Origin of the sequence: Bradyrhizobium sp. CCGUVB14, from assembly GCF_024199935.1 — a bacterium.
In the GTDB taxonomy this organism is placed as follows: domain Bacteria; phylum Pseudomonadota; class Alphaproteobacteria; order Rhizobiales; family Xanthobacteraceae; genus Bradyrhizobium.
The window spans coordinates 4,782,627-4,797,660 of sequence record NZ_JANADS010000001.1 but is presented as its reverse complement, the minus strand read 5'-3'; the positions used below and the strand labels follow the sequence as shown (position 1 = coordinate 4,797,660).

Below are 15,034 nucleotides of genomic sequence, written 5' to 3'. Positions count from 1 at the left end.
GCCAAGCACCGCCCGTGGCCGGGACGCCACAACGAGGGAAATATTAACCATATATTGAGGGCGCCATGGGTCAGCCATTTTGTTGACGGATCAAAGGGATGGTAGTGAGAAAGTGAGGCTCCGGAAGAGCTGGCTGTCCGACCTTGGGGATCCCATCGCGGGGATTGGTTGGACAGAAGGAAGTCCGGTGCGCGTTGGGGCTTTGGTGGGATTCGTGCGGTAGCGCATGGGGTCAATCGACAGGTATATTTTCCGCACGACGCTGGCGTCGTTTGCGCTCGTCCTGGTCAGCCTCACCGGCGTGATCTGGATTACGCAGGCGTTGCGCGGCATCGACCTGATGACGAGCCAGGGTCAGACCATCATGACCTTCCTCGGCATCACCAGCCTCGTGATCCCGGCGCTGGTGCTGATCATCTCGCCGATCGCGCTGATGATCGCGATCTCGCACACGTTGAACAAGCTCGCCACCGATTCCGAGATCATCGTGATGAATGCCGCCGGCTTCTCGCCGTTCCGGCTGTTCTATCCGTTCTTCTACGCCACCTGCGTGGTGGCGCTGCTGGTCGCCTTCATCGCCGCCTATCTCGCGCCCGACGGCATGCGGCGGATCAAGCAGTGGGATGCCGAGATCACCGCCGACGTGCTCACCAACATCCTGCAGCCCGGTCGCTTCGCCCAGCTCGACAAGAACCTCACGATCCGGATTCGCGAGCGGCTGCCCGGCGGCATCCTCGCCGGCATCTTCATCGACGACCGCCGCGATCCCAATGAGCGCGTCTCGATCGTGGCCGAACACGGCGAGGTCGTGAAGAACGAGAACGGATCGTTCCTGGTGCTCAAGGACGGCAATCTGCAGCGTTTCGAAGCGGGCAAGCGCGATCCTGCGCTGGTGGCCTTCGGCCGCTACGGCTTCGACATGTCGAAGTTCGGCAACCAGGGCCACGACGTCACCCTCGGCATCCGCGAGCGCTATCTGTGGGAGCTGTTCTCGCCGTCCGAGGACGACCCGGTCTACAAGCAAATCCCCGGACAGTTCCGCTCGGCGCTGCATGACAGCCTGCTGGCGCCGATCTATCCGTTCGCCTTTGCCGTCTTGACCTTCGCCTTCCTGGGGGCGCCGCGCACCACCCGCCAGAGCCGCAACTTCTCGATCGGCTCCTCGATCCTCGCCGTGTTCGGCCTGCGCATGGCCGGCTTCGCCTGCTCGGTCATGGCCGTGAAATCGTCCGGCCCGGTGCTGGCCCAGTACGTGATGGTGCTCGGGGCGATCGCCGTCGGGCTGTGGATGGTCATCGGCGGCATCGTGGTCGAGCCGCCGCCGGGCCTGATGGAAGCCATCAACAAATCGAACGCGCGGATCGCGCGGCTGTTCGGACGGCCGGCCGCCGCATGAGCATGCTCACCAACACGCTCGGGCGCTATTTCGCCGGCCGCTTCGTGGTCGCCGCACTCGGCGTGTTCGCGAGCATCTTCCTGCTGCTGGTGCTGGTCGACTACATCGAGATGGTGCGCAAGACCTCAGGGCTTGCGTCGGCGTCGGCGATCATGGTGGCCGAGACCTCGCTGTTCCGGGTGCCGCAATTGCTGGAGAAGCTGACACCGTTCTGCATGCTGATCGGCGCCATGACCTGCTATCTCGCCCTCTCCCGCCGGCTCGAGCTCGTGGTGGCGCGCGCCGCCGGCATCTCGGCCTGGCAGTTCATCTCGCCCGCGCTCGGCAGCGCGCTTCTGATCGGCGTGATCGCCACTGTCGCCTACAATCCGATGTCGGCGAACCTGCGCGAGCTGTCCAAGCGCATGGAAGCAGAGCTGTTCGGCTCGGCGCCCGGCGGCGGCATTCAGGACGCCTCGGGCTTCTGGCTCAACCAGGTGACCAGCGACGGTCAGACCATCATCAACGCCGCGCGCAGCGAACAGCAGGGCGTCCGGCTGACCGGGTTGACCCTGTTCCGGTTTGATACAGAGCAGCACTTCAAGGAGCGGGTCGAGGCGCGCGAGGCGACGCTCGAGGCCGGCCACTGGCTGTTCAAGGGCGTGCGCCGCTTCTCGCTCGACGCCCCGCCGGTCGACCAAGCCAGCCTCGAGATTCCGACGACGTTGACCGAAGCGCAGGTCCGCAACAGCTTTTCCACACCCGAGACTGTGTCCTTTTGGCAACTACCGAGCTACATCCGCTCATCGGAGAGCTCGGGGTTCGCGACAGCCGGATATCGACTCCAGTATCACAAGCTGCTGGCACAGCCGTTTTTGCTCGCCGCCATGGTGATGCTCGCGGCTTCAGTGTCGCTGCGCTTCTTCCGGATGGGCGGCGTACAGAAGATGGTTTTGAGTGGCGTGGGCGCAGGCTTTCTGCTCTACGTTTTGTCGAAAGTGACTGAAGACTTGAGCAAGGCTGAGTTGATGCATCCGATCGCTGCGGCGTGGTTGCCCGTAGTGGTGGGCGGCCTCACCGGCTTTTTGGCCTTGTTGTACCAGGAGGACGGTTAGTGACTGCCGTCCGCAGAGGACTTGTGTCTGATTCGACGTTGCGCACCCCCGTGCGCGCGAACGGATACGGCTTGGCTGTCCGCAGGCTCGTCCTCGCCCTGATCGCGACCGCATCGTTCGCCGGCATGATCGATCTTGCCGCGGTGACGCCGGCTGCCGCCCAGAGCTACACCTACAATCCGCTGCCGCCGCGTCCGAAGCCGCCGAAGGCCGCCAATGACGGGCAGATGCTCGTGCAGGCCACCGAGGTCGATTACGACTACAACAATTCGCGCGTCTCGGCGGTCGGCAACGTCCAGCTGTTCTACAACGGCACCAGCGTCGAGGCCGACCGGGTCATCTACGACCAGAAGACCAAGCGGCTCCATGCCGAAGGCAACATCCGCATGACGGATGCCGACGGCAAGATCACCTATGCCGAGATCCTGGATCTCTCCGACGACTACCGCGACGGTTTCGTCGATTCGCTGCGCGTGGACACCGCCGACCAGACCCGCATGGCCGCGACCCGCGCCGACCGCTCGAGCGGCAACTACACGGTGTTCGAGAACGGCGTCTACACGGCCTGCGCGCCGTGTAAGGACGATCCGAAGAAGCCCCCGCTCTGGCAGGTCAAGGGTGCCCGCATCATCCACGACCAGCAGGAGAAGATGCTGTATTTCGAGACGGCGCAGCTCGAGTTCTTCGGCGTGCCGCTCGCCTACATGCCCTATTTCTCGACGCCCGATCCGACCGTGAAGCGCAAGACCGGCTTCCTGATGCCGGGCTTCACCTCCTACACGGCGTTCGGCTACGGCGTCGAAGTCCCGTTCTACTGGGCGATCGCGCCCGACATGGACGCGACCTTCAGCCCGCGCATCACCTCCAAGCAGGGCGTGCTGTTCCAGGCCGAGTTCCGCCAGCGCCTGCTGGACGGTGCCTACCAGGTTCGCGTCTACGGCATCGACCAGCTCAACCCCGGCAATTTCGCCGGCCAGCCGGGCGATCGTCAGTTCCGCGGCGGCATCGAGACCAAGGGCCAGTTCGCGCTGAACGACAAATGGGTCTGGGGCTGGGACGGCGTCCTGCTCTCCGACTACTATTTCATGTCGGACTACCGCCTGTCGGCCTATCGCGATCCGCTCGGTTCGTTCCTGAACCTGCCGACGGATGCGCTGTCGCAGCTCTATCTGACCGGCGTCGGCAACCGCAGCTTCTTCGACGCGCGCACGATGTACTGGACGAGCTTCTCGGGTAACCAGCAGCAGGTCCCGGTCGTCTATCCCGTGATCGACTACTCGAACGTGCTCAACTATCCGATCTTCGGCGGCGAGGTCTCCTACAAGACCAACTTCGTCAATCTGACGCGTAACGACGCGGCGTTCGATCCGATCACGACGACGGCCAACACCAACGGCCTGTGCACGACGACCTCGGCCGATCCGCTCGCGCGCACACCGTCGCAGTGCCTGCTGCGCGGCTTCCCCGGCACCTACACCCGCCTGACGGCGGAGGCGCAGTGGCGCAAGTCCTTCACCGATCCGTTCGGCGAGATCTGGACGCCGTTCGCGATCCTGCGCGCCGACGCGATCAATTCCGACGTCTCCAACCAGCCGGGCGTGTCGAACTACCTGCCCGTCGGCAACACCCAGGCGTTCCGCCTGATGCCGACCGTCGGCCTCGAATATCGCTATCCCTTCATCAACGTTCAGCCCTGGGGCTCGACCACCATCGAGCCGATCGCGCAGATCATCATCCGCCCGAACGAGACCTACGCCGGCAAGCTCCCGAACGAGGATGCGCAGAGCATGGTGTTCGACGCCTCGAACCTGTTCAGCGTCGACAAGTTCTCCGGCTACGACCGCGTCGAAGGCGGCGGCCGCGCCAATGTCGGCGTGCAGGCGACCACGCAGTTCGACAAGGGCGGCGCCGTCAAGGTGCTGTTCGGCCAGTCCTACCAGCTGTTCGGCATGAACTCCTTCGCGGTGCAGGACTCCATCAACACCGGCATCAATTCCGGCCTCGACAAGCCGCGTTCGGATTACGTGGCGAGCGCCGCCTACTCGCCGAACAGCACCTATACGTTCAGCGTCCGCTCCCGCATGGACGAGCAGACCTGGAACATCCAGCGCTTCGAGGCGGAAGGCCGCGCCAACTTCAATCGCTGGTCGGTCAGCGTGATGTACGGCAATTACGCGCCGCAGCCGGAACTCGGCTACCTGACCCGCCGCGAGGGCATCCTGACGACCGGCTCGATCAAGGTCGCGACCAATTGGGTGGTGACGGGCTCGGCGCGCTGGGACCTCGAGGCCAACAAGATCAACCAATATGTGCTCGGCGCCGGCTATGTCGACGATTGCTTCGTGCTGGCGGCGAACTATGTAACTTCGTATAGCTATTCCGCGGGCACCACGCCGCCCGTGCTGAGCCACGCGTTCATGTTCCAGATCGGCCTGCGCACGCTGGCGACCTCGACCGGGTCCAGCTCATCCGCCGGCTACCAGTGAACCCGTTTGAATTGCCGGCCGCTTGTTCCCTCTCGCGGGATCATTGCGGCTGACATGCGAGCGACAAATATGACCACCCGATTGCCTGTCTTCCGTCTCCCCCTCTTCGTGCTGGGCGCTGTGCTGGCCTCCGCACTGATTCTCGCCGGCGCCCCTGCGCATGCGCAGAACATCGTCGTCATGGTCAACGGCGACCCCATCACCGATTTCGACATCGAGCAGCGCACCAAGCTCGAGACGCTGACGACGCAGAAGCCGCAGAACCGGCAGGACATCATCAACACGTTGATCGACGACAAGATCAAGCTGAAGGAAGGCAAGAAATACGGCGTCGACCCCACCGCATCCGACGTCAACGGATCCTACGAGGGCATGGCGCAGCGCATGCGCATCTCGATCGATCAGCTCAGCAAATCGCTCGAGACCAAGGGCGTGCGCCCCGAAGCGCTCAAGAACCGCATGAAGGCCGAGATGGTCTGGACCAGCCTCGTGCGCGGCCGCTTCAAGGAGAAGCTGATCGTCGGCGAGAAGGACGTCGCCGACAAGGTGCGCGAAGGCGGCGACGAGAAGCTGCAGATCGAGGGCACCGAATACAAGATGCAGCCGATCGTGCTGATCGTGCCGCGCGGCTCGTCCGCCGCTTTCCAGGAGACGCGGATGAAGGAAGCCGAGCAGTATCGCTCGCGTGTCGGAAGCTGCGAGGAAGCCAATTCGCTGTTCCGTTCGACGCCGAACGCTACCATCCGCGACACCGTCACCAAGACCACGGCCGACTTGCCGGAGGCACTCCGCAAGGTTCTCGACGACACCGCGATCGGTCACCTCACGGCCCCTGAAGTGACCAAGGCCGGCATCGAGATGGTCGTGCTTTGCGCGCGCAAGCCGACCACGATCGATACGCCGAAGAAGCGCGAGATCCGCGAGAAGATGTATATTGAAAAGTACGAGAAGACCCAGCGGGCCTATCTCGACGAGCTCCGCAAGGCGGCGATGATCGAATATCGCAACCGCTGATGGCCGCTCCCGCAAAGCCCCTTGCACTGACGCTCGGAGAGCCCGCCGGCATCGGCCCCGACATCACCATCGCGGCCTGGCTCAGGCGCCGCGAGCTCGACCTTCCCGCCTTCTATTTGCTCGGCGATGAGGCGCTGATCGCGCAGCGCGCCAAGGCGCTCGGCGCCGATATCAGGATCGCCGCGGTGAAGCCGGGCGACGCCGAGACTGCCTTTGCGGACGCCCTGCCCGTGGTCGCGACCGGCGAGCGAGCGACCGCTGCGCCCGGCAAGCCCGACGCATCGAGCGCACCGGCAGCGCTTGCCTCGATCCGCCAGGCGGTCGACGACGTCCGCGCCGGCCACGCCAGCGCCGTCGTCACCAACCCGATCGCCAAGAGCGTGCTTTACCGCGCGGGCTTCCGTCATCCCGGCCACACCGAATTCCTTGCCGAGCTTGCGAGCCTCGATGGCCGCGTGCCGCAGCCGGTGATGATGCTGTGGTCGCCGCGGCTCGCCGTGGTGCCGGTGACGATCCACGTGTCCGTGCGGGACGCGCTCGCCCAGCTTACCAGCGAGCTCATCGTCTCGACCGTGCGCATCGTTGCGACCGAGCTGAAATCCCGCTTCGGCATCGCCCGTCCCCGCATCGCGGTCTCCGGCCTCAACCCGCATGCCGGCGAGGACGGCTCGCTCGGCCATGAGGAGCAGACCGTGATTGCGCCGGCGCTCAAGCTCCTGCGCAATGACGGCGTCGACGCCAGGGGACCGCTCCCCGCCGACACCATGTTCCACGAGGCCGCGCGCAACACCTATGACTGCGCGGTCTGCATGTATCACGACCAGGCGCTGATCCCGATCAAGACGGTGGCGTTCGACGACGCCGTCAATGTCACGCTCGGCCTGCCCTTCATCCGCACCTCGCCCGATCACGGCACCGCCTTCGACATCGCCGGCACCGGCAAGGCCAATCCGGCCAGCCTGATCGCCGCGCTCAAGCTTGCCAGCCGCATGGCGGCTGCAAACAGCTGATGAGCGCGATCGACGACCTCCCGCCGCTTCGCGAGGTCATTCGCCAGCACGCGCTGTCCGCCCGCAAGTCGCTGGGCCAGAACTTTCTGCTCGACCTCAATCTCACCGCGCGCATCGCGCGCGCAGCAGCGCCGCTGGACGACAGCACCATCGTCGAGATCGGCCCGGGCCCGGGCGGACTGACACGTGCGTTGCTCGCGCTCGGCGCCAGACGCGTCATCGCGATCGAGCACGACGAGCGCGCGATCCCGGCGCTGAACGATATTTCCGCGCGCTATCCCGGCCGGCTCGAGATCGTGCATGGCGATGCCATGACGTTCGATCCGCGCCCGCTGCTGGCAGGCGAGCGCGCGAAGATCGTCGCCAATCTGCCCTACAACATCGCGACCCAGCTCCTGATCAACTGGCTCACCACCGAGCCCTGGCCGCCCTGGTTCGACATGATGGTGCTGATGTTTCAGCGCGAGGTCGGCGAGCGCATCGTCGCGCGCGAGGACGAGGAGGCGTATGGCCGCCTCGGCGTGCTCGCCAACTGGCGCTGCGAGACCAAAATCCTGTTCGACATTTCGCCGTCCGCCTTCGTGCCGCCGCCGAAAGTCACGTCCTCCGTCGTGCGTCTGGTGCCGCGCGCGAAGCCTCTGCCCTGCGATCGCAAGATGCTCGAACAGGTCGCGGCCGCGGCGTTCGGCCAGCGCCGGAAAATGCTGCGCCAAAGCCTGAAATCGCTCGGTGTCGATCCCGCGCGACTTGCGGCAGCCGCCGGCGTCGATGCGACGCGGCGTGCCGAGACCATTCCCATCTCCGGCTTTGTTGCCATGGCGCGTGAATTGGCCGATATACGAGCCGAAACGTGAGAATGGAAATTCCGGAGGAAAGAAAATGGCGTTGATGCGTCGGCAGTCGCTGGTCAAGTTCGATGCGCCCCTGTGCGAGACCATCGTCGATACGCCCAAGCCGCAAGGCGCCGAAGTGCTGGTGCGCATCGAACGCTGCGGCCTCTGCCATTCCGATCTGCACATCCAGGACGGCTATGCCGATCTCGGCGGCGGCAAGAAGCTCGACACCACGCGCGGCATGACGCTGCCCTTCACGCTCGGCCACGAGATCGCCGGCGTCGTCGACGAAGTCGGCCCCGACGTGCCGGCAGGTCTCGTCGGCAGCAAAAAGGCGGTGTTTCCCTGGATCGGCTGCGGCCAGTGCCGCGACTGCAAGAACGGCGACGAGAACCTCTGCGCCAAGCAGCGCTTCCTCGGCGTCTCCATCGACGGCGGCTTCGCCACCCACGTGCTGGTGCCCGACGCAAAATATCTGCTCGACTACGATCCCCTGCCCGTCAACCAGGCCGCCACCCTGATGTGCTCCGGCGTCACCGCATACGGCGCGCTCAAACGCCTGGTCGACCGTCCGCGTCAACGCAATCTGCTGCTGATCGGTCTCGGCGGCGTCGGCATGATGGGCCTGTCGTTCGCGCAAGCGATGTTCAAGCAGCCGATCACGGTCGCCGATCTCTCGCCGGCCGCGCGCGAGACCGCGCTGAAGAACGGCGCAGCCAATGCCCACGATCCGTCCGAGCCCGACGTGATCAAGCGCATCCTGAAGGAGACCGACGGCGGTTTCGACGAGGTCGTCGATTTCGCCGGCAACGAGAAGTCGATGGCGTTCGCGGTCGCGGTTGCGGCGCGCGGCGGCAAGGTCGTGGTGTCCGGCCTGATGGGCGGCCAGTTCACGCTGCCGATGGTGCAATGGGTCTACAAACGCCTCACCGTCGAAGGTTTCATGGTCGGCACGCTCGCGGAGGCGCATGAGCTGATGGCGCTCGCCCGCGCCGGCAAGATCAAGCAGACGCCGATGCGCGAAGAGCCGATGGGCGATGTCCAGAAATGGATCGACGAGCTGCGCGCAGGCCACGTGGTCGGCCGCATCGTGCTGAAGAACTGAGTTTCGATCGGCGGCGGGACAAGCGTCTCGCCGCCGCTTTCGTTTGCGCGATTAACCCGGAATTCACGAAAGGCCCGGTTCCAAATAGGGGAACCTGCACGCTGACGACTATAATCCTCACCATTCCATTTCGGAATTCTGGTGTGAGCATGCAGACCATTCGCCGTTTCCTGGCCGACGAATCCGGCGCGACTGCGATCGAGTACGGTCTGATTGCCGCCGGCATCGCGCTGGCCATCATCGCGGTGGTCAACAATCTCGGCTCGACGCTGAAGCTGAAGTTCGGTTCGATCAGCTCGTCGCTGAAGTAGCGCGCACCTTTAGAATAGGCCTTGGTACGAAGCCCGACGCTCGGAACGGCTGCGGCCGCACCGCGTTGGCAGCGCATGACCATCCGCTGCACCGTCGAGAGCGCATTCTTCATCGCCTGGAGCTTCCTCGAGAAGAGCGGCGAGCTCGGCCCGCCCGACAATTCCGCCAACATCATTCTCGATGCGATTGAAGCACAGCTGAAAACCGGCGAGCGCCGGCCGCTGATGCTCGCCAACAGGGCGATCGACACCTACAGGCATCAGAACCGCCTGTCGGCTGCGCGCGCGGCCCGCTTGGGCTGACGGCAACGGCACGTGATGCCCTTGGCCCCGCCGGCCCGGCGGCGGTACCTTGTGTTCACTCCTGAACAGAGCGTCCGCTCCATTTCGAAATTCCGTAGTTCTCCGGCCAAGAACAAAGTTCGAGGCGTGGCGCCCGTGCAACGCAGGAGGCTCTTCCGCGTTCGGCGCCATTTTTTCGATTTCCCGTAACCCCTTGTGTGCACTTTGGAACCGTCGGTTTCTGCCGGGAAACGTAGGGTTCTCCCCGGTGCCGATTCCCGGCAGGCAAGAGAATCAGTGTGACCGGCCGGCCCAAGAACGAGCTCCTCCAGAAGCTCAATGCCCACGATTTCGAGCTGCTTGCTCCTCATTTGCAATCGGTCGAGCTGGCTTCGAACCACATCCTGCATCATGCCGGCGACAGCATCGGCGCCGTCCACTTCCCGTGCGGCCCCACGTTCGTGTCGTTCGCGGTACCGGTCGAGGACGATCGCGAGGTCGAAAGCCTGCTGGTCGGACGCGAGGGTGCGGTCGGTCTCCCCGCCGGACGCGGCCCGTCGCTGGCCTATGCCCGCATCGTCGTGAAGGTGGGCGGCTCGGTGCTCCGCCTGCCGCTGCGCGCGTTCGAACAGGCGCAGCAGAGATCGGCGAGCCTGCACGATCTGTTCGCGCGCTACGCCGCCTGCCAGCTTGCGCAGCTGCTGCAGACCGCGGCCTGCAACGCCGCGCATTCGATCGAGCAGCGCGCCGCGAAATGGATCCTCGCGGCGCAGGAGCACCTCGGCGGCGACGAGATTCCCCTCACCCACGAGCAGCTCGCCGGCATGCTCGGGGTCTCCCGCAGCTATGCCAGCCGCGTCATCCAGATGCTGAAGGCAAGGCGCATCCTCGCAACGCGCCGCGGCGCCATCCTGATCCTCGACGGACCGGCGCTGCAGGCGAGCGCCTGCGCCTGCAACGTCACGGTGAAGAAGCATTTCCGCGAAGTGCTGGGTCACTCCTGACGGAGCGGCCGATCCGCGCGCGTCGGAACATATTCGACTGGCCCGCATTGCCGGGACATGCCGCGGTACTTTTTCCATTTCGAAGGCCAGCAACCTCACATCGACACCACAGGCGAGGCGCTCACCGACGACGAGGCCGCCTGGCGCGAAGCCGTCCGCCTCTCCCGCGACGTCGAGCATGCGCTGCGTCCCGGCGACAGCTGGACGCTCAGCGTGTTCGACGGCACCGAGCCGGTGTTCGTGCTGGCGATGGTGACCCGGCGGTTTCGTTAACGCGTCGGCAGAACGTTAACGTCCGCCGCCGCCCCGGTTCCGGGGGTGGACCCGGCCCGACTTGCCGAATTTCGATAGCCGGCTACACCCCGAAACTTGCGTCACACCAAAGCACAACTTGCATTAGGATGCGAACAGCCGTTCAATACCCGCATAAGCCGGCAGCACATTGCATCACCTTTGGTTTTGAGTGGAATGCGGACCTTTCTTATCATTCTGGGCATCTGGATCCTGATCAACGTCCTGTTCGTCGTGATCATGGTCCCGCCGCGCAAGCCACGGAAATCGAGTGAGCCTCGCGCGTCGAGCGGGCTCGCGCCCGTCCCGATCGGCCAAAATGCCTACGTTTACGATGAGGACGAAAAGGTCTCGCTGCGGCACACCATCATCGCCGTTGCGATGGGTGCGCTGTTCTCGCTGACGCCGCCTCTGCTGGAGGCCGTCGACGACATCAAGCGGATGATCGGCAAATACCGCAAGCAGCGGCAGTACGCCGAACCGGCGAGCGACGAGCGATCCCTCGAGACGACCCCGAAAGAGCTCCGGGCGCGAGAAGGCCAGAGTTCGACCGGCGGATCGTCTTCTCCCGAGCAAGACAGTTCGAAGCACTGACGCTCCTCGCGGCATCGTTCCCTATCACTTCAGACCTGGATTTTGGAACACGCGGCGCGTCCAGCGCGTTGGCGAACAGGAAACCACAGGGGGAGAAGCGACGACAGGAGACACGAGCTTGGTCAATCTCGGCAAATGGTACGATCCGATCTCGGAGCGTTGGATCGCACCGCGCGAACTTCACCCCGTCCCGACATCCCGCCACGCGAGCGAGAACCACGTGATCGAACTCCAGAGGTCAGTCGAGATCCAGCGCATCTGGCGCACGGTGGTCGATTGCTGCGCACGCAACTGATGCTGCCGCGCCGGAGGCGTTGCTGTTATTCCCCATGAACGATCCCGCATCACCCGCAAGATCATCCGCAAGGCCAGTCGCGACCGCGATACGATATCTGTCGATCGCGGCGGGCTCCGCCTGCCTGCTGCTCGCAGCCATTTGCCTCGCCTTGGCGTGCCGCGTCTTCATCGAGTCCGGTCTGTTCGCGCAATCCTACGCGATGGTGTGTCTCATCAGCGCAGCGTTGGGATGTCTCGCGCTGATGTTGGCGCGGGTGTGGAAATAGGCTCCCGCCTCGAGATCATCTCAAGGCAAGAGGTACTTGCTTTCACGGCTGCAGCCATTGGCACAAAGTGCACATGTTATCCCCGCAGCCTTGAGCTAATCTCCCCTCGCTCCAGCGACTAGCCTCTCGCGACAGATTGCGGGTCACGAGTTTTCGCAAGGTGCTGCTCTTCGTCAGTTTGACGTCATCGCAACCAATCGCGTTGACGCAAACACGCGCCTGCATGGCTTGACCTTCGCGATCAGCTTGCGTGCAAGCGAGCGCATCCGGGGTCGTTTAGCAACACGGAGACCACCATGAGTAACGGCGCTCCCAAAAACATCAATTCCTCCCCCGATCAGAAGACCACGAACGAAGCGTCCGCCATCAACCGGCGGAATGTCCTGCTCGGATCGACGGCGATCGGAGCCGTCGCTGCATTGTCCGCAGCGCCCGGGACAACCGCTCCGGCCTCGGCGCAGGGAGCGACGGCCACGCCATCCACAACGCCCGGCGCGCTGACGAAGAAGGGCTTCAATGGCGTCATCAAGCTGGACTCGCGCGATTCGACACCGGACTGGGGTCCCTTCACGCCGGCACGCGCGCCCGAGGGTTCGCCGAACATTCTGGTGATCCTCTACGACGACACCGGCCTGGCGGCCTGGTCTCCGTTCGGCGGCGGCATCAACATGCCGACGCTGCAGAAGCTTGCCGACAATGGCCTGATGTATTCGCAATGGCACACCACCGCGCTGTGCTCGCCGACCCGCTCGACATTCCTGACCGGCCGCAACCACCATCTCAACGGCAATTCGTGCATCACGGAAGCCGCCCAGGGTTTCCCGGGCTGGAGCGGACGGATCCCGGACGAATGCGCCACCATCGGCCAGGTGCTCCAGGGCGCCGGCTGGAGCACGTTCTGGCTCGGCAAGAATCACAACGTGCCGGAGCAGGACATCGCCGCCGGCGCGACCCGTTCGCAATGGCCGCTGCAGAAAGGGTTCGATCGCTACTATGGCTTTCTCGGTGGTGAGACCAACCAGTGGTTTCCCGATCTGACCGAGGACAACAAGTTCGTCGACGCACCTTATTCACCCGAGGAGGGCTATCACCTCTCCCGCGATCTGGTCGAGAACGCGCTCCAGATGATCCGCGACCAGAAGGCCAGCAATCCGTCGAAGCCGTGGTTCATGTGGCTTTGTCCTGGCGCCAACCACGCCCCGCATCATGCCCCCAAGGAGTATGTCGACAAGTACAAGGGCAAGTTCGACGATGGCTATGAAGCCTATCGCGACTGGGTGTTGCCGCGCATGATCGCGAAAGGATTGCTGCCGAAGGATACCAAGCTCACGCAGATCAATCCGCTGCCGCAGAACGTCGCGAACCAGCTCGACGCGGTGCGCCCGTGGAGTTCGCTCAGCGCCGACGAGAAGAAACTGTTCGCGCGCATGGCCGAGGTCTATGCCGGTTTCTCGGAATACACCGACGTGCAGATCGGGCGGCTGATCGACTATCTCCAGAAGAGCGGTCAGCTCGACAATACGCTGGTGTTTTACTGCGCCGACAATGGCGCATCCGGCGAAGGCAGCCCGAACGGCTCGGTCAACGAGAACAAGTTCTTCAACAACTATCCGGACGAGATGGCCGAGAATATGAGATATCTCGATGTGCTCGGCAGCGTCGAGACCTACAACCACTACCCGACCGGATGGGCGACGGCGTTCTCGACCCCGTTCCAGATGTTCAAGCGCTATTCCGAATATGCCGGCGGCACCTGCTGCCCCCTCGTGATCTCCTGGCCGAAGGGGATCAAGGCCAAGGGCGAGATCCGCGACCAATATCACCACTCGACCGATATCGTTCCGACCATCCTCGATGTCTGCGGGCTCGACATGCCGAAGGTGTTCCGCGGCGTCGAGCAATATCCGATGTCGGGGGTATCGATGCGCTACAGCTTCGACGCCAAGGACGCGCCCACGCAGAAGAAGCGGCAATATTACGCCATGCTCGGCACCCGCGGCATCTGGGAGGACGGCTGGAAGGCCGCGGCCCTGCACGCGCCCCTCACCGGCAAGGGGCATTTCGACCAGGACGATTGGGAGCTCTATCATGTCGACGTCGATCGATCGGAATCGGTCAACGTCGCCAAGCAGTATCCTGACAAACTGAAAAGTCTCATCAAGGCCTGGTTCGAAGAGGCGGACAAGAATTTCGTGCTGCCACTCGACGACCGGACTCCGGCCGAGTTGCTCGGCATCGAACGGCCAAGCGAGGAAAAGCCCCGCACGCGTTACGTCTATTATCCCGGCACCTCGCCGGTCCCGGAAGGCGTTGCCGTCAATGTGCGCGGCCGCTCCTACAAGATCGTCGCCGATGTCGAGATCAGCGATCTCGATGCAACAGGGGTGATCTTTGCGCACGGCTCCCGCTTCGGCGGGCACAGCCTGTTCATCAAGGATCGCAAGCTGAACTACGTGTACAATTTCCTGGGCATCAAGCCGGAGCAACGCTTCGTCTCCGGCGAGCTCAAGCCGGGCAAGTACACGCTTGGCATGGAGTTCGTCCGCGACAAGGCGGGCCCGAAGGGTGAATCCGTCGGCAAGACGACGCTCTATGTCAACGGGCAGTCCGTCGCCCAAGGCGACATGCGCACACAATCGGGGAAATTCACCCTTGCCGGCGACGGCCTTTGCGTCGGCTATGACAGCGGCGATGCCGTCAGCCAGGAGTACAAATCGCCAGGCACGTTCAAGGGCGGCTCTATCCTCGGCGTGGGCGTCGACGTCAGTCCCGAAGTCTATCATGACTTGGAGAAGGAAGCCTCTCGGGCGATGTCGCGGGATTAGGAGCGGCTCTTTCCGTCATTGCGAATGTTGCGAAGCAATCCAGAATCTCTCCGCCGCGGCGGTCTGGATTGCTTCGTCGCATCAGCGCAAGTCCGGGCAAAGGTTCGCCGCCAACCACCGCTCGCAAATATTCCACTTTACCGAATTTTGCGCGTGGATTCCGGGTGCCGCCGGCGCCCGGCCTTCCCTGCTGCCCGCCACATGTCCCTGCACAGAACGTCGCACC

General features: G+C 63.9%; 15 protein-coding genes. All 15 read left to right on the top strand.

What is annotated here, in order from left to right; genetic code table 11:
- Positions 1-226: 226 nt before the first annotated feature.
- Positions 227-1,396 carry an LPS export ABC transporter permease LptF gene (gene lptF / locus NLM32_RS22135; protein ID WP_254131000.1) on the top strand — a complete coding sequence of 390 codons (1,170 nt, stop codon included), beginning with the start codon at positions 227-229 and terminating at the stop codon, positions 1,394-1,396.
- On the top strand, positions 1,393-2,490 hold the full coding sequence (lptG, locus tag NLM32_RS22130; RefSeq protein WP_254130999.1) for an LPS export ABC transporter permease LptG: 1,098 nt from the start codon (positions 1,393-1,395) through the stop codon (positions 2,488-2,490). The genes lptF and lptG overlap by 4 nt, the downstream gene beginning before the upstream one ends.
- Positions 2,490-4,976 (top strand): LPS-assembly protein LptD, encoded by a 2,487-nt coding sequence (locus NLM32_RS22125; protein ID WP_254130998.1) that lies wholly within the window; start codon positions 2,490-2,492, stop codon positions 4,974-4,976. Before lptG ends, NLM32_RS22125 begins: the two co-directional genes overlap by 1 nt.
- A gap of 69 nt (positions 4,977-5,045) precedes the next feature.
- Positions 5,046-5,990 carry a SurA N-terminal domain-containing protein gene (locus NLM32_RS22120; protein ID WP_254130997.1) on the top strand — a complete coding sequence of 315 codons (945 nt, stop codon included), beginning with the start codon at positions 5,046-5,048 and terminating at the stop codon, positions 5,988-5,990.
- A complete protein-coding gene (pdxA, locus tag NLM32_RS22115; protein ID WP_254130996.1) occupies positions 5,990-7,000 on the top strand; it encodes a 4-hydroxythreonine-4-phosphate dehydrogenase PdxA in 1,011 nt (336 codons plus the stop codon). The genes NLM32_RS22120 and pdxA overlap by 1 nt, the downstream gene beginning before the upstream one ends.
- Entirely contained in the window at positions 7,000-7,854 is an 855-nt protein-coding gene (gene rsmA / locus NLM32_RS22110) for a 16S rRNA (adenine(1518)-N(6)/adenine(1519)-N(6))-dimethyltransferase RsmA (protein WP_254130995.1), read from the top strand. The genes pdxA and rsmA overlap by 1 nt, the downstream gene beginning before the upstream one ends.
- Before the next feature lie 25 nt (positions 7,855-7,879).
- Complete coding sequence (locus NLM32_RS22105) at positions 7,880-8,938, top strand: alcohol dehydrogenase (RefSeq protein ID WP_254130994.1); 1,059 nt, start codon at positions 7,880-7,882, stop codon at positions 8,936-8,938.
- Between the two features lie 149 nt (positions 8,939-9,087).
- On the top strand, positions 9,088-9,249 hold the full coding sequence (locus NLM32_RS22100; RefSeq protein WP_045000328.1) for a Flp family type IVb pilin: 162 nt from the start codon (positions 9,088-9,090) through the stop codon (positions 9,247-9,249).
- A gap of 75 nt (positions 9,250-9,324) precedes the next feature.
- A complete protein-coding gene (locus tag NLM32_RS22095) occupies positions 9,325-9,552 on the top strand; it encodes a hypothetical protein (RefSeq protein ID WP_254135390.1) in 228 nt (75 codons plus the stop codon).
- A 278-nt stretch (positions 9,553-9,830) separates the two neighbouring features.
- Complete coding sequence (locus tag NLM32_RS22090) at positions 9,831-10,535, top strand: Crp/Fnr family transcriptional regulator (RefSeq protein WP_254130993.1); 705 nt, start codon at positions 9,831-9,833, stop codon at positions 10,533-10,535.
- Positions 10,536-10,592: 57 nt separating this feature from the next.
- On the top strand, positions 10,593-10,808 hold the full coding sequence (locus NLM32_RS22085; RefSeq protein ID WP_254130992.1) for a DUF6894 family protein: 216 nt from the start codon (positions 10,593-10,595) through the stop codon (positions 10,806-10,808).
- 195 nt (positions 10,809-11,003) lie between these two features.
- Positions 11,004-11,420: a phosphonate metabolism protein PhnM gene (locus NLM32_RS22080; RefSeq protein ID WP_254130991.1), complete on the top strand. Its 417-nt coding sequence runs from the start codon at positions 11,004-11,006 to the stop codon at positions 11,418-11,420.
- Between the two features lie 118 nt (positions 11,421-11,538).
- Complete coding sequence (locus tag NLM32_RS22075) at positions 11,539-11,715, top strand: hypothetical protein (RefSeq protein ID WP_254130990.1); 177 nt, start codon at positions 11,539-11,541, stop codon at positions 11,713-11,715.
- Between the two features lie 34 nt (positions 11,716-11,749).
- On the top strand, positions 11,750-11,983 hold the full coding sequence (locus tag NLM32_RS22070) for a hypothetical protein (protein WP_254130989.1): 234 nt from the start codon (positions 11,750-11,752) through the stop codon (positions 11,981-11,983).
- A 296-nt stretch (positions 11,984-12,279) separates the two neighbouring features.
- A complete protein-coding gene (locus NLM32_RS22065; RefSeq protein ID WP_254130988.1) occupies positions 12,280-14,808 on the top strand; it encodes an arylsulfatase in 2,529 nt (842 codons plus the stop codon).
- The last annotated feature ends 226 nt before the right edge of the window (positions 14,809-15,034 follow it).